The sequence below is a fragment of the Fulvimarina uroteuthidis genome (assembly GCF_034321785.1).
Classification (GTDB): Bacteria; Pseudomonadota; Alphaproteobacteria; order Rhizobiales; family Rhizobiaceae; genus Fulvimarina; species Fulvimarina uroteuthidis.
This window is the reverse complement of record NZ_JAXLPB010000001.1, coordinates 314,929-333,601: the sequence shown is the minus strand read 5'-3', so window position 1 is coordinate 333,601 and position 18,673 is coordinate 314,929. Positions and strand designations below refer to the sequence as shown.

The window sequence follows — 18,673 nt, the reverse complement described above, 5'->3', positions numbered from 1 at the left end:
CGCCGCCTCATCGAGGCTCGGGCGGACGGGCTTCTTCCTGCATGAAAGGTCATCGAAGGGTGGGCCTCGACCGATCGGGCCGGGCGCGTCCGAGCGTCAGCTCAGCCAGTCGATATCGTTGAAGCCGCGATCGATATAGCCGCCTTGATCGGCGGAGGCGCCCTCGTAGCCGAAGACCGGCCAGAGCTCCTTCTGATTGTAGAGCCCGACCACCAGATTCCCGCGCACCTTCTGGAAGAACGGATCGGTCTCGATACGCTTCAGGAGCGCGGTGCGGTCCTCCTCGGACGCGACTTCCAGATAGCGAACGCCATGGGCATCGCTCGCCGCCCGGTCGAGGCTGGCGACATTGTCCTCGAGAAATGTGCGGGCTTCAGCGGAGGAGCGGGCCGCCTCGTCAAGGATGCTGACCGCGTCGGCGTAGTATCGGTCCTCGATCTGCGCGTGCGGATAGCAGTCGCGCGACATCTGGACGAGGGTCGCGAACACCTCCGGATCGGTCGCCTGGGGCATGTTGGCCCAGGCACTGCCGACGATCAGGCCGGACGGCATGATCGTCATGGCGAGAAGGCCCGCGCCCGTCTTGAGGAAGCCTCGCCGGCTCTGGACCCGTCTGTCGTCTCGAAGCGCCATATCGTTTCCTCCCGATGGCGTTGAAGGTAGAATGCGCGTCGCCCGGCCCCTCTCCCAAGGCAGGCCGACGCCTTGCGTCCCGCGGCGCCCGCTACTTGAAGCGGCCGGCGCGCTCCAGCACCTCGATCTTGTATCCGTCCGGATCCTCGATGAAGAAGAAGCGGCCGAGCATCGATCCGTTGTGCACGATCTCCTTGATGTCCTTCGGCGAAAGTCCGGCGGCGAGCATGCGCTCGCGCTCCGCGCCGACATCGGCGACCGAGACGGCGATATGGCCATAGCCATCGCCGAGATCGTAGGGCTCGCTGCGATCGCCGTTGATGGTGAGTTCGAGCTCGTGGGTCGCCTCTTCGTTCGAGAGGTAGACCAGCGTGAAATCGTCGAACGGAAAGCGATCGGCGATCGTCAGCCCGAAGGCCTTCTCGTAGAATTCGACCGACCGCGCCTCTTCGAGGACGCGGATCATGGTGTGGATCGTCTTGGCCAAGGTGAGTTATCCTCGTTCATGGTCTTCTTCCGGACGGGCGTGCGCCGAAACCGGCTTCCGCAACGCGTGCGAACCGAGGGGCCGGTCGTGGACACGCCTTCCGGGCATAGAGGCATGCGCTCGTTCCGGAGCCGCGATCGGCCACGAATTCGAGGGCATCGACGCATCCTAGACCCCGCTCGCGCGGGGCAGGTAGTAGAATGGTGTTACGCGAAAAATTGGCGCGGCGGATCGGTAAGGGGAGCCGGCATCGGCGCCGTGCGCGGCCGCGCCGCGATCAGCTCGCGATCGGCATCTGTACGGGTTGGCCGCTCTCGCGCCGACGGAAGCGGTCCGCATCGCGCGGGGCGCGCAGCGTCGTCGCGCTGTCTTCGCGTTGCAGATGGACGAGGCAGGCGCATCTGAGATGGGAGGCGAAGTTTCTGACCTCGCCGTTCAGGTCGAGCACCTCGTCGTGCAGCTTCGTCAGAAACTTTCCGAGCGTCATTCCCTGGCTCTCGGAAAGGCTTTCGAGCGTGCGCCAGAACGCGGCTTCGAGACGGATCGAGGTGGAATGGCCGCCGAGGCGCACCGAGCGCGTTTCACCCTCGATATCGTGGGCTGGAATGCCGGCAAACAACTGACACATGGCGTTCGATCCTCCCGAGATCCCGTTCCTCCGCCAGTTAAGAACGGTTATAGTTTAAAGACAAGCGCGGCGTACCGGCCGCTCCCGACCGCGCCTCAAAGTCGCAGGCCCGCTCGAGGACAAGGCGGGGGGGCGGGCCTTCGCCGGGCCGATCGTTCAGCGCCGCACAAGGGCGTCGGTTTCCCGTGATCGCGCCGGGGGCCTTGCCCGAACGGCTGGGCGTCCGGTCCCTGCCGAGGCTGCTAAAGAAAGCGTTCGAGTTCCTTGCGCAGGTTCCGACGTTCCCCGGCCTTGTGAATCTGCAGCGTGTTGACGGTGCGGGGCGTGACGCGCGGACCGTTCTGGGATGAGCGATCGATCCTGAAGCAACGCCGGGCGCCGACCGGAAGATCCTCCGGCCCGTAGAGCGCGACGACGGTCAGTTCGATCTCGTTGACGTCGGCCGGGTTCGTTATGGCCGGACAATTGCCCACGAGCTGATCGATGAGCGCATCGAAATGACCGATATCGAGATATTGTCCGCACTGGAGGCTGCCCTGACGCATGGCCGAGCGCGGGTCGCTGCCGAGGTCTTCGGGCAGTTCGCGCAGATCGGTCAGCTGGACCTCGCTGCTTTCCCCGTTCGTGAACAGCTCGGCCACGAGACTGATGACGTAGATCGGCTCCTGGCTCATATTGGTGATCAGGCAGCGCGCCTTGATGCCCGTGCCCGCGCCCCGTGTGATGAGGATCGCCGACAGACGCTGGCGCCGATAGCCATTGTACATGAGCTGAAGATAGCAGATCCAGACGAGCAGCATGGCCAGACTGGCAAGCATGCTGAGTTCGCTGGTGTGCTCGCCGATAAAGGTCCAGACGTCCATCGATCTCTTCCTCGTTCCGGTCTCGTGCCGCGGGCGCTGCCCAAGCGTTCGATGAAGGTGGGGGACGGTGCAGCGGCGGATGGGCCGCAATCGAACGGCAGGCCATTCGCATCTAGGGTCGCTTAGCGGGACCGTCGCGCTTTTCTCGCGGAAAATCGATCCGCCCGCTCGCGCCCTGTTGCCAATCGCACGAAGGCACGCGAAACACCCGTCATGTCCTATTCCATGTGCCCCCGTCGATCCCTGCTCATCGTGCCCGCCGGCAACGCTCGCGCCCTTGCGGCGTCGGACGATCTGGCCGCCGACGGGCTCCTCTACGATCTGTCCGAGACCGTTACGCCAGCCGACAAGTCCGATGCGCGCGAGCGCCTGCGCGATCATCTGGCGGCCTCGCGCTTTCCCGGCGAACGCGTCGTGCGCATCAACGGCCTCGACACGGAGTGGGGAACCGAGGATTTTCTTGCCGCGCGCGGGGCGAACGTCGATGCGATCGTCCTGACGCGGGTGGAGGAGCCGGGCATCGTTCGCCAGATCGTGTCCGCGCTGCACGAGACCGATGCGCCCGAACGCCTCAAGCTCTGGGCGATGATCGAGACGCCGCTCGGCGTGCTGAATGCCGCATCGATCGCGGCGGAAGGCTCGGGCCGGCTCAGTTGCCTCGTCGTCGGCATCGCTTTGCTGAAGCTTTCGTCCGGCATGCGGCCGGATGCCGACCGGTCCGAACTCCTGCCTGCGCTGTCGGCCGTCGCCCTTGCGGCCAAGGCCCATTCGCTGAGCGCCATCGACGGCTATCATGCCGATGTCCGCGACCTTGCGGGCTTTGCGGCCGAATGCGGCGCAGCGCGGCGCCTCGGTTTCGACGGCAAGGTTCTTATTCATCCGAGCCAGATCGACGGAGCGAACGCCGCGTTTCAGCCCGACGCCGATGCCGCGGCATGGGCGCAGAAGGTGATGGAGGCGTTCGCGGTCTCGCCCGACATGCAGAACGGCGTCGCCACCCTCGACGGGCGCACGATCGACCGACTGCACCTGACCGAGGCCGATCGCATCCTGAAGCTCGGGGACGCGATCGCGGCCCGCACCGGAACGGGCGCGCAAACCGCTCAACGAAAGGCCACGTCATGAGGATCTACCGCTTTCTGAGTGGCCCGGACGATTCGTCCTTCTGCCACAAGGTCTGCCTCGCGCTCTCGAAAGGCTGGGAGCTGCACGGCTCGCCGACCTATGCCTTCGACGCGGCGAGCGGCACCATGCGCTGCGGACAGGCGGTGACGAAGGAGGTCGAGGGGGCGGTCTACGACCCCGCGATGAAGCTCGGCGAGCAATAGGGTGTCGCCCCGGCGTTTGCGGGCCATTTTCCGAAGAACGGCGATCGGCGTCGCGTTCGTTGTCCTCGTGCTCGCCCTCGGAACGCTGATCCCGCGCGGCGAAGCGGGCGGGGACGCAGACGTCGGGGCGGGATCCGGGGCGCAGCGGACGATTCTCGTCCTGTCGAACGCGATCCATACCGATATCGCGCTTCCCCTGAATGCCGAGACCCGGGCCGCGTTCGGCTTCGTCGCCTCGGCCGGCCTTCCGATCGAAAGGCCGGATGCCGAGTGGCTGGTCCTGGGGTGGGGCGGGGAGACCTTCTACGTGCGGACGCCGACATGGTCCGATCTCGAGGTGATGCCCGTCGTCCAGTCGGTGCTCGGCGACCGCTCCGTGATGCATGTGGAACTGGCCGGCCGGATCGATCCAGCCGCACCTCACGTCACGCCGCTGGTGCTGTCGCCCGAACGCTATGCCGACCTCGTGGACGCCATCATGGCGAGTTTCGAGGACGATCCGAGCGGCGCGCCGGCGCTGCTTCCCGTGCCGGGCTATGGCGCGTTCGACCGGTTCTACGAGGCCAGGGGCGGCTTTCAGGTGCTGTTCGGCTGCAACACCTGGACAGGGCAGATGCTGCGCGAGGCCGGCATTGCGACTGGGCTCTGGACGCCCCTGCCATTTCTGCTCGGGGCGTCGCTCGCGATCCATAATTAGCGCGCGCTCCCAGGTCGATCGGGCCGGCGGCAAGCGGCTGCGCGTGCGCATCGCCCGCATCGTCCCCGGCGGCCGAAGCACGGCGCGTGCCGCGTGTGTGCACTTGCGAAAATGGCCGAGACGTACGATTGAAGGGTGCAGGCCTACCGCCCGTACGGTCTTGGAAGAGGACGCAGAATGTTGAGCGATTCGGTCATCAGTTTCATCGTGTTTTTCGCGCTCGTCTTCCTCGTGTCGCTCAGCGGTGCCGTTTTCAAGCCCGGCCCCTGGTACATGAAGCTCGACAAACCGTCCTGGACCCCGCCGGGCTGGGCGTTTCCTGTCGTCTGGTCGATCCTCTACGTGCTCATCGCGGTCGCCGGCTGGCGGGTCTACGAACTCGTGGGACTGGCGACGCTTCCCTTTGCCGTCTACGCCTTGCAGCTCGTGCTGAACGCCGCCTGGTCCGCCTTCTTCTTCGGCATGCGCCGCGCCGATCTCGCCTTCGGCGACGTCGTCGCTTTGTGGTTCGCGGTGGCCGCGAACATTGCGGTGTTCCTGCCGATCGACACCATCGCGGGCCTGTTGCTGGTGCCGTATCTCGTCTGGGTCACGGCCGCGGCCTGCCTCAACTATTCGGTCTGGCGGCTCAACCCGGCCGAGTTCTCGAAGGGCGCGGCGTGAGTTCGTCCGTTACGGGGCCCGTGACGGTTTGCTCTTCGGCGGCGTTTCCATCCACTTGATGACGACCATGGCCGGTATCACCCACAGGAAGCCGGAAAAGAAGAAATAGGCAAGATGCACCCAGCCGCTGGATTCGCCGAGGAAGCCGACGGCGATGGTGGTCGCCAGGAGCGCATAGACGACGACGAGCACGATCAGGACAAAGGTTCCGATCAGTTTCTTCAGGCGAACGGGCATTCACTGTCCTTCATCATGTGCCAATCGGCGATCTCGACGGCGAGACGATTTCGCGGATCACGCCATTGCTTCCTCTATGGCGGTTCTCCCGTGCGATTTCCACCGCAACCGCGCGCGACCGATCGCATCGGCGCCGATGGCGATCGGTCGCCCATGCCCCGGATCGTTGCGGCCTGCGACGCTCGATCCGCTTGTCTCGAACACGGTTCGGGTGCAAACGGGACGGCATGATCACAGCCACTTTCGAGCGGGCCGCCGAGACGGCCCATCCGTCCCAGCAGCGAAACCGCACCGCCGTGCGCATCTGGCTTCTCGTCGTCGTCGTGTTCGTGTTCGCGATCGTCGTCGTGGGCGGCGCGACGCGCCTCACCGAATCCGGGCTCTCGATCACCGAGTGGAAGCCGATCCACGGGGTCGTGCCGCCACTGTCGGCCGACGAGTGGGCGGAGGAGTTCGCGCTCTACAAGCAGATCCCCCAGTACCAGCAGATCAACAAGGGCATGAGCCTGTCCGAGTTCAAGACGATCTACTGGTGGGAGTGGGCGCACCGGTTTCTCGCGCGCACCATCGGTGTCGTGTTCGCCATTCCCTTCCTGTTCTTCTGGGCGACCGGGCGCCTCGAACCGTTTCTCAAGCCACGCCTGACCGGCATTCTCGCGCTCGGCGCCCTGCAGGGCGGTGTCGGCTGGTGGATGGTGGCCTCGGGCCTCGTCAACCGCACCGATGTCAGCCAGTACCGGCTTGCGACCCATCTCATCATCGCCTCCTTCATCCTCGCGGCCTGCCTGTGGGTGGCCGAGGGGCTGAAATCGCGGGCGCGGCCACCGGCGCCGACGCGCGGATCGCTGCCGGTCGGCCTCGGCATCCTCGCGCTCGTTTTCCTGCAGATCTATCTCGGCGGGCTCGTCGCGGGGCTCAATGCCGGCCTCATCTACAATACCTGGCCGTTGATGGATGGCGCGCTGATCCCGGCCGACCTGTTCGCGATGACGCCTGCCTGGCGCAGTCTCTTCGAGGACCATCTGACGGTCCAGTTCGTGCATCGGATGACCGCCTATCTCCTGTTCGCCGTCACGCTGGTCCATGCCCTCGCGGCCCAGTCGATCGCCCCCGGCACGACCCATTCGCGAACGGCATGGGCGCTGTTCGCAACGGTCCTTGCCCAGGCGATGATCGGCATCGTGACGCTCATTCTCGTCGTGCCGATCTCCTGGGGCCTCCTGCACCAGTTCGGCGGCGTCTTCGTGCTTGCCGTCGCGATCGTGCACGTGCGCGGCCTGAAGGGCGAATATCCGAAGGCCGCGTTCGCTTCGCCCGCGAACGCGCCGGCCTGAACGGTGAGGGCACCCGCGCCGTACGACGGATCGACGAAGCCTTGAGCGACGTGTCGTCGCGCTTGCCTTTTCAATCGCGTCCGGTCCGATAGGCTTGTGGGATCAGGACCATCAACCGGGAGACCATCCATGACCCTTCGCACCGCCCTTCTAGGTACTGCCGCCGCCGCCCTCTCCATGATCGCCCTCGACGCCGCCAAGGCCGGCGAGGCAGTCACCTATCAGATCGACGCCGCCGATTATGAGGGCTATTACGCGCCGAGCACCGGCGACGGTGAGACGAAGGGTCTCGTCCTCGTCATCCACGACTGGGACGGTCTGACAGATTACGAGAAGCAGCGGGCCGATATGCTGGCCGAGATGGGCTACGACGCCTTCGCACTCGATCTCTACGGCGCCGGCAACCGCCCCGATACGACCGAGGGCAAGAAGGCCGAGACCGCCAAGCTCTACGACGACCGCGAGACCATGCGTTCACGCATCCTCGCCGGGCTCGAAGCGGCACGCGGGCAGTCGGAGGAAGCAGAAGCCGTCGTCATGGGCTATTGCTTCGGCGGCGCGGCGGTTCTCGAACTCGCACGCTCGGGCAGCGCGGAGAACGTCGCCGGCTACGCGACCTTCCATGGCGGGCTCGCCACGCCCGAGGGCCAGAGCTATGCCGAAGGCACCGCGCCGATCCTGATCGAGCATGGCGGGGCAGACAGTTCGATCCCGATCTCCGAGGCGGCCGATCTTGCCAGGACGCTCGAAGAGGCGGGCGTGACCTATCAGCTCGACATCTATTCCGGCGCTCCGCACGCCTTCACCGTCTTCGGCTCCGACAGCTATCGGGAGCGCGCCGACGAGAACTCCTGGGCGATCTTCGAGGCGTTTCTCGACGACAATCTCGGATAGGCCGATCGTCGGCTTTGGCACGAACGAAGACACCGCGCGGCCTGTCGCCGGGCGGTGTCTTTCGTCGATCACGGTCGGGCCGGGCGATCGCGGCCGGTCACGGAAACAGCGGCAGCTGCTCCAGTCCGAGCGTCTCATCGAGGCCATAGGCCAAATTGAAGTTCTGCAGCGCCTGCCCCGCCGAGCCCTTCACCAGATTGTCGAGGGTCGAGATCACGATCGCCCGGCCCGCAATACGGTCGGGAATGACGTTCATCGCGACATAGTTCGACCCGCGCACCATCTGGGTCTGCGGCAGGGCTTCCCCCTCCAGAAGGGTGACGAACGGATCTTCGGCATAGGTCGAGGCGAGAACCTCCTTGAGGTCGGCGGCCGAGGCGCCGTTCTTCATACGCACATAGCTGGTCGTCAATTCGCCCCGGCTCATCGGGATGAGATGCGGCGTGAAGTTGACGCGCAGGCCGTCGAGGCCCGCCGCCCTGCCGATTTCCTGTTCGATCTCCGCCATGTGCCGATGCTTGCCGACCGCGTAGGGTGCAAGACCTTCGCCCGCTTCGCAGAACAGCGTGTTCTCCTTCAGGCCACGGCCCGCGCCGGACACGCCCGATTTCGCATCGATGACGAGATCGGTCGCATCGACGAGACCCTCGCGGGCCAGCGGAACGAGCGACAGCAGCACCGCCGTCGGATAGCAGCCGGGGCATGCGATCAGCCGCGCGTTCACGATCTCGTCGCGGTAGAGTTCGGTCAGCCCGTAGACGGCCTCGGGCTGGATCTCGGTCGCGACATGATCGAGCCCGTACCATTCCTTGTAGGCGACCGGATCGCGCAACCGGAAATCGGCGGACATGTCGATGATCTTGACGTTCGGATGGGTCTGGAAAATCTGTTTGGTGATCGCCTGGGTCGTACCGTGCGGCAGGCCGCAGAACACGGCGTCGACGTTCTTCCAGTCGGCCTCGTCGATCGCGATGAGATCGGGAAGCGTGACATGGGAGAAATGCTTGAAGACGTCCTTCACAGGCTTTCCGGCATGGCTGTTCGCCGTCAGCACGGTCAGCTCGATTGCCGGATGGCGAAGGGCGAGGCGCATGAGATCCGCACCCGTGTAACCGCTTGCGCCCAGAACGCCGACCTTGATCTTTTCCACGATACCCTGCCTCTTCTCGTCCGTGACCCGGCCGCCGCCGCGACCCTTTCGTCGCGGCCGGCCGTGTGCCCGTCGCGTACCGTTTCCGCGGCAGCGCGTAAAGTGCGGATGGCGCTCAAGCGCACGCCTCAGAGCGCGCCGATCAGGCTCGCAACGATATGATCCTGGGTCTCTTCGGCAAGATAGGGGTGCATCGGCAGGCTGATCACTTCGCGTGACAGGGCGTCGGTCCGCGGCAATTCTCCGCCGGCGACCTCGAAGCGTTCGTAGGCGGTCTGGCGATGCAGCGGGATCGGATAATAGACCGCCGTCGGCACGCCGGCCTCGCGCAGGGCCGCCTGGACCGCTTCGCGCCTGTCGGGTTCGGGCAGGCGCACGGTGTACTGGGCGAACGTCGAGACCAAGCCTTCCGGAAGCGCCTGCGGGATCACATGGTCCTTGAGCAGGTCGCCGTAGCGCTGCGCGATCCGCATGCGGGCTTCGATCTCGCCGGGGAAGATGGCGAGCTTTTCGAGGAGAATTGCGGCCTGCAGCGTATCCATGCGCGCATTCATGCCGATCCGGACGCAGTCGTATTTGTCCTTGCCTTGGCCGTGTACGCGCAGCGAATGCATGATCCGCTGGAGTTCGTCGTCATCGGTCTGGATCGCCCCGCCATCCCCGTAGCAGCCGAGGGGCTTGGCCGGGAAGAAGCTGGTGGCGACCACGTCCGCCCATGCGATCGAGAGCTTGCCGTTCGTCGTCGCGCCATAGCCCTGGGCGGCATCCGAGATCAGCTTCAGAGCGTGCGCGTCGCAGACGGCGCGGATCGCCGCATAGTCGGCGGGCAGGCCGAACAGATCGACGGCGATGACCACTTTCGGCGTCAGCTTGCCCTCGCGCTTCACCGCCTCGATGGCGGTGTCGAGATGGGCCGCATCCATGTTCATCGTATCGCGATCGACATCGACGAAGACCGGGGTCGCGCCGAGCCAGGCGACGACCTCCGCCGTCGCGGCGAAGGTGAAGCTCGGGCAGAAGACCGCGTCGCCCGGCCGCAGGTCCCAGGCCATCAGCGGAAGCGCCAGCGCATCGGTGCCGGACGAGCATGAGAGCGTATGCTTGGCCCGGCCGAAGCTGCCGAGCTTCTCCTCGAGTTCGGCGATCTCCGGACCCATGATGTAGGCGCCATGATCGAGGACCGCCGCCATGCGCCGGTCCACCGCGTCGCGGATACGGTCGCGCTGGGTGGCGAGATCGATGAAGGGAATGGCCTGCGGCGGAGGTGTCCGGTTCATGGAATGTCTTGTCCAGTCGGGGTGGGTTGTCGGTCACGCGTGGCGCAAAAGACGGCACGGCGCCAGTCAAGAAACATGACGGACCGTTACCGAGGGGCCGGCCCATCGCACGACGGGTTCCTTACGTCCTTCGCCGGACATCCACCTTGCGGGCCTTTGTGGCCGCATCATGCCTCCGCCAGCGCGCTCACGCGCAGGCTTTCGCCAGGCTTGCGCCGCGATTTCACGTCGCCTTCTTCTCCGCCAGGATGCCCAGCATGGACATGGCGACGGTGGCGCCGGCGATCGCGGTCAGATCGGCATGGTCGTAGGGCGGCGAGACTTCGACGATATCGGCGCCGACGAATTCGAGGTTCTTCAGATGATGGAGGACGGCGAGCATTCTGGCCGACGAGGGGCCACCCGCGACCGGGGTTCCCGTGCCGGGCGCGAAGGCCGGGTCGAGGCAGTCGATATCGAAGGTGAGATAGACATTGGTGCCCTTCGTGCGCGCATGGATGCGCTCGGCGATCGCCTTCGCGCTCATCTCCTCCACATCGTAGCCATAGAGGATCTCGATGCCGCAGGTCTGGGGCGCATGGGTGCGGATGCCGATCTGGATCGAGGTTTCGGGGTCGATCAGCCCGGTCTCGGCCGCCGCCTTGACGAACGAGCCGTGATCGACGCGCGGCGAGCCGTCGGCATCCGTCCCGGCATGGTCCCACGTGTCCTGGTGGGCGTCGAACTGGACCAGCGAGAGGGGCGCATGCCACTCGCCCAGCGCCTGCAGCAGCGGATAGGTCACCGAGTGATCGCCGCCGAGGGTGAGGAGAAAGCCGGTCTTTTCCAGAAGATCGCTCGCCTCGGCCCGGATCGCGGCATGGGCCGTTTCCGGCCGGCGATAGTCGAGCGCGCAGTCGCCGTAATCGACGACCGACAGCTGATCGAACAGGTCGCGCCGGAACGGGTATTGCGGATCGTTGTCGAAGATCGCCGACGCGCGGCGCATGGCCTGAGGCCCGAAACGGGCGCCGGGCCTGTTCGAGACCGAGGCGTCGAACGGTACGCCCCAGATCGTCACGTCCGTGCCCGCGACATCCTTCGTGAACCTGCGGCGCATGAAGGACAGGGCGGCCGCATAGGTCGGATCGGACGCCGCTCCCCGATTGCCGGATGCGGTGAAGGCGTGGTCGATGGGGGCTTTCGGCATGGGACGGGCGGGCTCGCATGATCATGGCTGACCCGAGGCGATATGGTTCGCCATCGCGGCACTTCGAGGCCGAATCCAGGCCTTCGACGAAGAACCGGCCGACCCTCGACAGGGAATGTCGGCCGGTGCCGTGTCTTCGTGACGGGCGGCGACCGTCAGTCGGCCTTGCGAACTGCCATGATCGACTTGTTGAGGCCTGCCACCTTTTCGAGCTTGATCTCGGCATCGGGGAAGAAGCGGGCCATCATGGCCCTGTCGAGAAGCCTGATGTCGCGAACATTGCTCCAGGCCTCCTCGGACGTCCTGGCGCGCGGGTAGAAGCCGATGTTGAAGCGCTTCATCAGATTGGCGCGCAGGGCGAGCGGCATCCACTGGAAGCCGATCACGCGGAAATGCGGCTCGAGCGGAAACCAGTAGTTCGGGGTCTGGACGTAATAGGCCTCGCCCAGCCGGCGCACATTGTCGGCAAAGGCCTGCATCTTGTCCTCGGGGCCGACATGCTCGATCACCGAATTGGAATGCACGATGTCGAAGGTGCGGCCCTGAAACAGATCGGGTGCGCAGGCATCGCCCAGGAGATGGGTGAACTGGGCGCCCTTGGCCGGCGGCGCCTCCTCATTGTTGACCATCGTGATCGAGACCTTGTCGCCGAGCTCGCGCAGATAGTCGCTGCCGATGACCCAATAGGCCTCGGTGCCGCCGACATCGAGAATGTCGGCCCGGCCCTTCTTCTCGATGCTGGCATCGATGAGGATGCGGACCTGCGCGAAGCGCTTCGCCCGAAAGCCGCGCTCCAGGCTCTTCGGATTGCTCATCGGATCCGGTTTCGACCAGCCCGTATCGGTCAGGGACATCGTCTGCATGGGAAGTCCTTTGGGTAGTATTTAGCGTTACTGAAAGATTAAGGCGGACGACCATCAATCGCAAATGAAAGTTGGTTAGTATTTGGTTTATTGTTAACGTTGCCAATTGCCTTTAAAGTTATCGACAATTTTCTTCAATTCGTTCTGCGATCGGCGCGGGGCAACCGGTGCCTCAACGGGCGGGACGCGCGATCTTTCCTTGGGACGATGGTTTTTGCTGAATCCGTAAACATCGACGGATCTGTCGGAAGGAACCCCGACCGGTTCCACCGGCGGCCCGCAAAGCTTCGCTCATCGGTGTTCGATGCGTCGGGCCGGCCGGTCACATGTCGCGTCGAGCGCTTGCGGAACGGGGCATCCGCGCAGCGTGCGACCGGCGATGGGGCGGGGCAATGCTGAGCGAGGCGCAAACGAAAAAGCCGCCGAGACGAGGGTCTCGGCGGCTTTGTCATGGTCACCAGACGCGTGCCCCACCGGCGCGTGAGCGCACCGGCATCCGGGCAGCGCGCGATTAGCGCTTGGAGAACTGGAACGAACGACGGGCTTTGGCGCGGCCGTACTTCTTGCGCTCGACGACGCGGCTGTCCCGGGTCAGGAAGCCACCCTTCTTGAGAACGGGGCGAAGGCCCGGCTCGTAGAAGGTGAGGGCGCGGGAAATGCCGTGGCGAACCGCGCCGGCCTGACCCGAGAGACCGCCGCCGGCGACGGTGGCGATGATGTCGAACTGGCCGTCACGGTCTGCCGCGACGATCGGCTGGCGCAGCACCATCTGAAGGACGGGGCGAGCGAAATACTCGGAGAAGTCCTTCTCGTTGATGATGATCTTGCCGGAGCCGGGCTTGACCCAGACGCGGGCGACCGCATCCTTGCGCTTGCCGGTGGCATAGGCGCGACCGAACTTGTCGAGCTTCTGGACGTGGACGGGCGCTGCAGGCTGACCGCCGGCTTCGGCCGTGCCGAGTTCTTCGAGAGACGAGAGCTGGGACATGGTTTAGGCCGCCTTCGCGTTCTTGGGGTTCATCGCCTTGACGTCGAGCGTCTCTGGCTGCTGCGCCTCATGCGGATGTTCGCTGCCGGCGTAGACGCGGAGGTTCTTGAGCTGGCGACGGCCGAGGGGGCCGCGCGGGATCATCCGTTCGATCGCCTTCTCGACGACGCGCTCGGGGAAGCGGCCTTCCATGATCTCGCGCGCCTTGCGCTCCTTGATGCCGCCGGGATAGCCGGTGTGCCAGTAATAGGTCTTGTTCTCGTACTTCTTGCCCGTGAACACGGCCTTGTCGGCATTGATGATGACGATATTGTCGCCATCGTCGACATGCGGCGTGAATGTGGGCTTGTGCTTGCCGCGCAGACGAAGCGCGACGATCGAGGCGAGACGGCCGACGATAAGTCCTTCGGCGTCGATCAGAATCCACTTCTTCTCGATCGTCTCGACCTTCTGGGAGAAAGTCTTCATGGGGTTGGTCCCGGTGCTGGTCATTTCAATCGGCGTCGGCCATGGCGCGCGCCCTACAAAAAAGAGCGGGCCATCAAGACCCGCGCTCCCTGGAACGGTGACTTACGGGGCGCGATGGAGTCTGTCAAGCCGTTGCTGGAACAAGCCAGCCGGTCGAAACGCCTGATCCGCAGGGGTTTCAAAGCTTAAGGTATCATGATACCGCACTGTATTTCGTGCGCGCCGCGCCTGTTCCGGCTGCGCGGGACGTCTTTTCGGCGCGCCGTGACGAGACGGCGTCGGCCGGTCCTGTCATCGGGGAAGGCGAGCATGTCTGCGGAACCCCGGGCCGATGTCCGCTCGACGGAGCGTCGGGGAAGCCGGACCCTGTCAGTGCGGCGGGATCGAATAGGTCGCGGTCGCATGGGCGACGATCTCGCCGTCGCTCTCGTTGAGGATCGAGACCTCGGTGACGGCGAGACGCCTGCCGAGCTTCAGCACCGAGCCCCTGCCGATCAGCGCGCCCGGCTTCGGCTTGCGCAGGAAGTTGATGTTGAGGTTCGTCGTGACGGTCAAGGCCACCGGGCCGATCCGGGTGAGGATCGCCAGCCATTGGGTCACGTCCGCGATGGCGAAAAGGGTCGGCCCCGAGACGGTGCCGCCCGGGCGCAGGTGCCGGCCGGTCGTCTCCAGCCTCGCCGTCACGTCGCCCGTTCCAACCGCCATGATGCGGTAGCCGCCGAGCGACTGGTCGAGCTCGGGGAAATGCTCGTCCAGAAAGGCGTTCATGGCGTCCGGCGTCTCGATCGGCTGCATTGCGCTCTCCTTCCGGCGTCTTGCTTCGGTTCGAGCACGGGTCTTATGCTGCGGTCATGTGCCGTTACAACCCGCCCGGTGGTGCGCCGCCCGCCCGTGCGTCCGGGTCGACGGACCCGTCGGCACCACCCAGATCACCCGAAACACCGGATCAGACACGAGAGAACTTCCCATGGCCGACATCGTCGAACTATCGCCGCAGACGCGGGACGCTGCCCTGATCGACGTCCAGCGAGGGCCGGGCATCACCCGCATCGTGCTGACCAATCCTCCGGCGAACGTGCTTTCGATCGCGATGATGGAGGCGCTGAAGGGCGCGCTCGACGCCTGCGCCGCAGATCCGGACTGCCGCGTCGTGATTCTGGCGGGCAAGGGCGAGACCTATTGCGCCGGCCACGACCTCAAGGAGCTCACCGCCCACCGCGGCGATGCGGATGGTGGGCGGGCGTTCTTCGAAACCACCATGCGCCTCTGCGCCGACCTGATGCGGACGATCGTTCGCCTGCCGCAGCCGGTGATCGCGGAAGTCGGCGGATTTGCGACGGCCGCCGGCTGCCAGCTGGTGGCCAGCTGCGATCTGGCCATCGCCTCAGAAGAAGCCCAGTTCCAGACGCCGGGCGTGCATATCGGCCTGTTCTGCTCGACGCCGATGGTGGCGCTGTCGCGCAACGTGATGCCCAAGCAGGCGATGGAGATGCTTCTGACCGGCGAACGGATCGATGCGCGTTCGGCCCGCGAGTTCGGCCTCGTCAACCGCGTCGTGCCGCCGGAATATCTCGGCACCATCATCGGCAAGTACGCAACGACCATCGCGGCCAAGTCGGCGCTGACGGTGCGCACCGGCAAGGAGGCGTTCTATCGCCAACTCGAAATGCCGCTGTCCGAGGCTTACGACTACACGGCGCGCGTCATGGTCGAGAACATGCTGGCGAAGGACGCCGAAGAAGGAATCGGCGCCTTTCTGGACAAGCGCGCGCCGAAGTGGACGAACTCCTGAGCGTCCCCCACGACGACCGCACGCGATCGTCCCGGCGCCGAGCCCGTTCGACACCCGGCGAACGGTTCAGCGGGGCCCGAGGCCGGAGGCGTCTTTCGTCCCGAGCGCCCGGCGCCTGATCATGCGTCCGGCGCCGAACGAGATGAGAAGCAGACTGACCCCGAGCCCGATCGGGACGAGCGCGAACCATGACCAAGCGGCGAACAGGAGGCCGTAGAAAAGCAGGAACACGGCCGCCAGACACAGCAGCGCGTTCAAAAGCCAGGCGATAAAGAGCACGTCAGTCTCCTCGTAAGTCTCGATGGCGCTTCGGCCGAAGCCTGGCGGCGCGCGCGTCTTCACGCCGCTTCTGTTCCCGTCGCGACCCTTACCCGACCGGCGGCTTGCCAGCGACCATTTCCGGCTGCTTGCCGTAGGAGAGCTCGCGTTTCAGGGAGACGTCCATGCGTCGGGTACGCGAACGCGGCTCGAGCGTCTGCGTCTGGCCTGTTTCGATCGCCTTTTCGATGGCCGCGATGACGCGCATGTCGAGGACGCCTTCCTCGCCGTTCGGTTCGGGGTCGAGGTCGTTCAGGATGCAATGGGAGAAATAGTCGGTTTCACCGGCGAACTGGTCGGTGACCGGCGCCTCGACGGTCTCGGTCTCGTCGCCCCTGGTCAATTCGTAGGTGATGGCAAGGCTCGGCGAAAAGCCGAAGCACGGGCCGGCCTTGATCGCGCCGGCATCGCCGACGACGTGGAACATCTCCGTGCTTTCCGACGAGTAGCAGACGGTGAAGCTTGCCTGCCGGCCTTCGGTGAATTTCAGGATCACCGACACGGTATCGTCGCAGTCCAGATCGCGCTCGGTCCGCGACCCGACTGCGGAGACCTCGATGGGCTCGGCCTCGAACAGATTGCGCACGGCGTTGATCGGATAATTGCCCATATCGGCGACCGGGCCGCCCCAGAAGCCCGATTTCGCGCGATAGTTCCAGGCCGCGACTTCCTGCGAGAAGGTCGATGTGAAGAAGCGGGGTTTGCCGATCTCGCCCTTGCGGATCGCCTCGACCATCGAGATCGTGCCCGGTTCGCAATGCAGGCGGTAGGCGATCATCAGCTTGGCGCCGGAGGCGCGTGCGGCCGCCTCGATCGCCTCGGCATCCTCGAGGCTCGTCGCCATCGGCTTTTCGAGGAGAACGTGAATGCCCGCCTCGAGCGCCGGCACGGCGAAGCGGCGGTGCTGATCGTTCGGCAGACCGATATAGACCGCGTCGATCGTGCCGCTGGCGAGCAGTTCGTCATACTGTTCGTAGGTGTAGGTATTGAGGCCGTAATCGATGCCGAGTCGCTCGTTCTTCTCGGGCGTGCCCGATACGAGGGCGGTCAGCATCGAGTTCGTCGTCTGGGCAACGCCCGGCATGAATGCGCACTGGGAAATCCACCCCGCGCCGACGACGCCGTACCGGATCTTGCCTTCGAGACTTGGCATGAAAAACTCCTGATCTGTCTGGTTCCAGCCGGTCCCGAAGGGGGATCGGCGTCGATCGCGCAAGACCGTTCGGACGCAGCCGCGTTTGTGCCGAGGCGCGACGCGGGGAACGCGTCGAACCGCTCCCGGCTCTGCTTCGACTGTGAAAGCCCTTTCGGCTGCGCTACTGATAAGGTCGAAAACGACCCCGTTCGACCGGGGCGATATGAGGAGGAAACGCAATGTCCGACGAAAAGTTCGAAACCAAGGCCATCCATGCCGGCGCACAGGCCGATCCGACCACGGGCGCCCGCACGACGCCCATCTACCAGACGACGTCCTACCAGTTCGACAGCGTCGAACATGCCGCGTCCCTCTTCGGCCTGCAGGCCTTCGGCAACATCTATACCCGCATCATGAACCCCACGCAGGACGTGCTGGAACAGCGGGTCACCGCGCTCGAGGGCGGAACGGCGGGCCTCGCGGTCGCCTCGGGCCACGCGGCGCAACTCCTGATCTTCCATACGATCATGGCGCCGGGCGACGAGTTCGTCGCCGCGCGCCAGCTCTATGGCGGGTCGATCAACCAGTTCGGACATTCGTTCAAGAGCTTCGACTGGCGCGTCAAATGGGCCGACATTCACGACCTGTCGAGCTTCGAAGCCGCGATCACCGACAAGACGAAGGCGATCTTCATCGAATCGATCGCCAATCCCGGCGGCGTCGTGACCGATATCGGGGGTGTCGCGGAGATCGCCCGCAAGCACGGGCTTCCGCTGATCGTCGACAACACGATGGCGACACCTTACCTTTGCCGCCCGCTGGAGCACGGCGCCAATATCGTCGTCCACTCCCTGACGAAGTTCATCGGCGGCCATGGCAATTCCATGGGCGGCCTGATCGTCGACGGCGGCAATTTCGACTGGTCGGCGTCCGGCCGATATCCGATGCTGTCGCAGGAGCGTCCCGAATATGCGGGCGTCAAGATTCACGAGACCTTCGGCGGCATGTCGTTCGCCATCGCCGCGCGCGTTCTCGGCCTTCGCGATCTCGGGCCCGCCATCTCGCCGTTCAACGCCTTCATGATCCTGATGGGCGTCGAGACGCTTCCCTTGCGCATGCAGCGCCATTCCGACAATGCCAAGGCGGTCGCCGAGCACCTGAAGCAGCACGAGAAGGTGGCCTGGGTTTCCTATGGCGGGCTCGAAGGCGATCCGTCCCACGCCAACATGAAGCGTTATGCGCCCAACGGCGCCGGCGCGGTGCTGACCTTCGGTGTCGCGGGCGGCTACGATGCCGGCGTGAAACTGGTGGAAAGCCTCAAGCTCTTCTCCCACCTGGCCAATATCGGCGATACGCGTTCGCTGGTCATCCATCCGGCTTCGACGACCCACAAGCAGCTGGGCGAAGAACAGCGCAAGTCGGCAGGGGCCGGCGACGATGTCGTGCGCCTCTCGGTCGGCATCGAGAACGTCGCCGACATCATCGCCGATCTCGATCAGGCGCTTGCCGGCGCCTGAACCCCGCCTCGACACGAAAGGACCACGCGCCGAAAACGGCGCGCGGTCTCCCTGCCACAGCCTCAGGCGACACCTCAGCATGGCCTGAGACTGTAGGTTCATTGCTTGGCGCGCCGGGTCGATCGAACAACCGGATCTCACGTTTTCGCCCGGCGCCCTAACCGATGCACCGACAAGGACCGGTGCGTGTCGGCTGAGGCTTGCGGGTCGTC

At 65.1% G+C, this 18,673-nt stretch carries 22 protein-coding genes; 8 read left to right on the top strand and 14 right to left on the bottom strand.

Annotated features, from left to right (window positions below; translation table 11 throughout):
- Nucleotides 1-96: 96 nt before the first annotated feature.
- The 4 genes from U0C82_RS01520 to U0C82_RS01505 all read right to left on the bottom strand — a co-directional run bounded on the left by U0C82_RS01520 (nucleotide 97) and on the right by U0C82_RS01505 (nucleotide 2,611).
- Nucleotides 97-633 (bottom strand): gluconate 2-dehydrogenase subunit 3 family protein, encoded by a 537-nt coding sequence (locus U0C82_RS01520; RefSeq protein WP_322185186.1) that lies wholly within the window; start codon nucleotides 631-633, stop codon nucleotides 97-99.
- A 91-nt stretch (nucleotides 634-724) separates the two neighbouring features.
- Complete coding sequence (locus U0C82_RS01515; protein WP_322185184.1) at nucleotides 725-1,120, bottom strand: VOC family protein; 396 nt, start codon at nucleotides 1,118-1,120, stop codon at nucleotides 725-727.
- A gap of 277 nt (nucleotides 1,121-1,397) precedes the next feature.
- Nucleotides 1,398-1,748, bottom strand: a complete 351-nt coding sequence (locus U0C82_RS01510; protein ID WP_322185182.1) for a ribbon-helix-helix domain-containing protein — start codon at nucleotides 1,746-1,748, stop codon at nucleotides 1,398-1,400.
- 242 nt (nucleotides 1,749-1,990) lie between these two features.
- Nucleotides 1,991-2,611, bottom strand: coding sequence for a hypothetical protein (locus U0C82_RS01505; RefSeq protein ID WP_322185180.1), 621 nt, complete (start codon nucleotides 2,609-2,611; stop codon nucleotides 1,991-1,993).
- Between the two features lie 213 nt (nucleotides 2,612-2,824).
- Between U0C82_RS01505 and U0C82_RS01500 the strand changes: the two genes are divergently transcribed.
- From U0C82_RS01500 to U0C82_RS01485, 4 genes are all read left to right on the top strand, one after another.
- The gene (locus tag U0C82_RS01500; RefSeq protein ID WP_322185178.1) at nucleotides 2,825-3,736 is read left to right on the top strand and encodes an HpcH/HpaI aldolase/citrate lyase family protein; all 912 of its coding nucleotides are present in this window, start codon (nucleotides 2,825-2,827) and stop codon (nucleotides 3,734-3,736) included.
- A complete protein-coding gene (locus U0C82_RS01495; protein ID WP_322185176.1) occupies nucleotides 3,733-3,939 on the top strand; it encodes a DUF1737 domain-containing protein in 207 nt (68 codons plus the stop codon). Before U0C82_RS01500 ends, U0C82_RS01495 begins: the two co-directional genes overlap by 4 nt.
- A 16-nt stretch (nucleotides 3,940-3,955) precedes the next feature.
- Nucleotides 3,956-4,636, top strand: coding sequence for a TIGR02117 family protein (locus tag U0C82_RS01490; protein WP_322185174.1), 681 nt, complete (start codon nucleotides 3,956-3,958; stop codon nucleotides 4,634-4,636).
- A gap of 177 nt (nucleotides 4,637-4,813) precedes the next feature.
- On the top strand, nucleotides 4,814-5,299 hold the full coding sequence (locus U0C82_RS01485) for a TspO/MBR family protein (RefSeq protein ID WP_322185172.1): 486 nt from the start codon (nucleotides 4,814-4,816) through the stop codon (nucleotides 5,297-5,299).
- Between the two features lie 9 nt (nucleotides 5,300-5,308).
- Here U0C82_RS01485 and U0C82_RS01480 read toward each other — a convergent pair whose 3' ends face one another.
- Entirely contained in the window at nucleotides 5,309-5,536 is a 228-nt protein-coding gene (locus tag U0C82_RS01480; protein ID WP_322185170.1) for a DUF2842 domain-containing protein, read from the bottom strand.
- A gap of 227 nt (nucleotides 5,537-5,763) precedes the next feature.
- Between U0C82_RS01480 and U0C82_RS01475 the strand changes: the two genes are divergently transcribed.
- Entirely contained in the window at nucleotides 5,764-6,870 is a 1,107-nt protein-coding gene (locus tag U0C82_RS01475; RefSeq protein WP_322185168.1) for a COX15/CtaA family protein, read from the top strand.
- 129 nt (nucleotides 6,871-6,999) lie between these two features.
- Complete coding sequence (locus U0C82_RS01470) at nucleotides 7,000-7,764, top strand: dienelactone hydrolase family protein (RefSeq protein ID WP_322185166.1); 765 nt, start codon at nucleotides 7,000-7,002, stop codon at nucleotides 7,762-7,764.
- A 97-nt stretch (nucleotides 7,765-7,861) separates the two neighbouring features.
- Here the strand turns inward: U0C82_RS01470 and argC are convergent, their stop codons facing one another.
- From argC to U0C82_RS01435, 7 genes are all read right to left on the bottom strand, one after another.
- Nucleotides 7,862-8,914 (bottom strand): N-acetyl-gamma-glutamyl-phosphate reductase, encoded by a 1,053-nt coding sequence (argC, locus tag U0C82_RS01465; RefSeq protein ID WP_322185164.1) that lies wholly within the window; start codon nucleotides 8,912-8,914, stop codon nucleotides 7,862-7,864.
- A gap of 128 nt (nucleotides 8,915-9,042) precedes the next feature.
- Nucleotides 9,043-10,191 carry a DegT/DnrJ/EryC1/StrS family aminotransferase gene (locus tag U0C82_RS01460; protein WP_322185162.1) on the bottom strand — a complete coding sequence of 383 codons (1,149 nt, stop codon included), beginning with the start codon at nucleotides 10,189-10,191 and terminating at the stop codon, nucleotides 9,043-9,045.
- A 223-nt stretch (nucleotides 10,192-10,414) separates the two neighbouring features.
- Nucleotides 10,415-11,380 carry an agmatinase gene (gene speB, locus U0C82_RS01455; RefSeq protein ID WP_322185160.1) on the bottom strand — a complete coding sequence of 322 codons (966 nt, stop codon included), beginning with the start codon at nucleotides 11,378-11,380 and terminating at the stop codon, nucleotides 10,415-10,417.
- 155 nt (nucleotides 11,381-11,535) lie between these two features.
- Nucleotides 11,536-12,243, bottom strand: coding sequence for a class I SAM-dependent methyltransferase (locus tag U0C82_RS01450; protein ID WP_322185158.1), 708 nt, complete (start codon nucleotides 12,241-12,243; stop codon nucleotides 11,536-11,538).
- A 511-nt stretch (nucleotides 12,244-12,754) separates the two neighbouring features.
- Nucleotides 12,755-13,231 (bottom strand): 30S ribosomal protein S9, encoded by a 477-nt coding sequence (rpsI, locus tag U0C82_RS01445; protein WP_322185156.1) that lies wholly within the window; start codon nucleotides 13,229-13,231, stop codon nucleotides 12,755-12,757.
- A 3-nt stretch (nucleotides 13,232-13,234) separates the two neighbouring features.
- Entirely contained in the window at nucleotides 13,235-13,699 is a 465-nt protein-coding gene (rplM, locus tag U0C82_RS01440) for a 50S ribosomal protein L13 (protein WP_322185154.1), read from the bottom strand.
- 369 nt (nucleotides 13,700-14,068) lie between these two features.
- The gene (locus U0C82_RS01435; RefSeq protein ID WP_322185152.1) at nucleotides 14,069-14,494 is read right to left on the bottom strand and encodes a PaaI family thioesterase; all 426 of its coding nucleotides are present in this window, start codon (nucleotides 14,492-14,494) and stop codon (nucleotides 14,069-14,071) included.
- 172 nt (nucleotides 14,495-14,666) lie between these two features.
- Between U0C82_RS01435 and U0C82_RS01430 the strand changes: the two genes are divergently transcribed.
- A complete protein-coding gene (locus U0C82_RS01430; RefSeq protein WP_322185150.1) occupies nucleotides 14,667-15,491 on the top strand; it encodes an enoyl-CoA hydratase in 825 nt (274 codons plus the stop codon).
- 66 nt (nucleotides 15,492-15,557) lie between these two features.
- On the opposite strand, the gene U0C82_RS01425 is transcribed toward U0C82_RS01430, so the two are convergent.
- Together U0C82_RS01425 and U0C82_RS01420 are read right to left on the bottom strand one after the other, a co-directional pair.
- Nucleotides 15,558-15,833 carry a hypothetical protein gene (locus tag U0C82_RS01425; RefSeq protein WP_322185148.1) on the bottom strand — a complete coding sequence of 92 codons (276 nt, stop codon included), beginning with the start codon at nucleotides 15,831-15,833 and terminating at the stop codon, nucleotides 15,558-15,560.
- A gap of 25 nt (nucleotides 15,834-15,858) precedes the next feature.
- Nucleotides 15,859-16,962: a Gfo/Idh/MocA family protein gene (locus tag U0C82_RS01420; protein WP_322185146.1), complete on the bottom strand. Its 1,104-nt coding sequence runs from the start codon at nucleotides 16,960-16,962 to the stop codon at nucleotides 15,859-15,861.
- Nucleotides 16,963-17,183: 221 nt separating this feature from the next.
- On the opposite strand from U0C82_RS01420, the gene U0C82_RS01415 reads away from it, so the two are divergent.
- Nucleotides 17,184-18,461: an O-acetylhomoserine aminocarboxypropyltransferase gene (locus U0C82_RS01415; RefSeq protein WP_322185144.1), complete on the top strand. Its 1,278-nt coding sequence runs from the start codon at nucleotides 17,184-17,186 to the stop codon at nucleotides 18,459-18,461.
- Nucleotides 18,462-18,673: the final 212 nt, after the last annotated feature.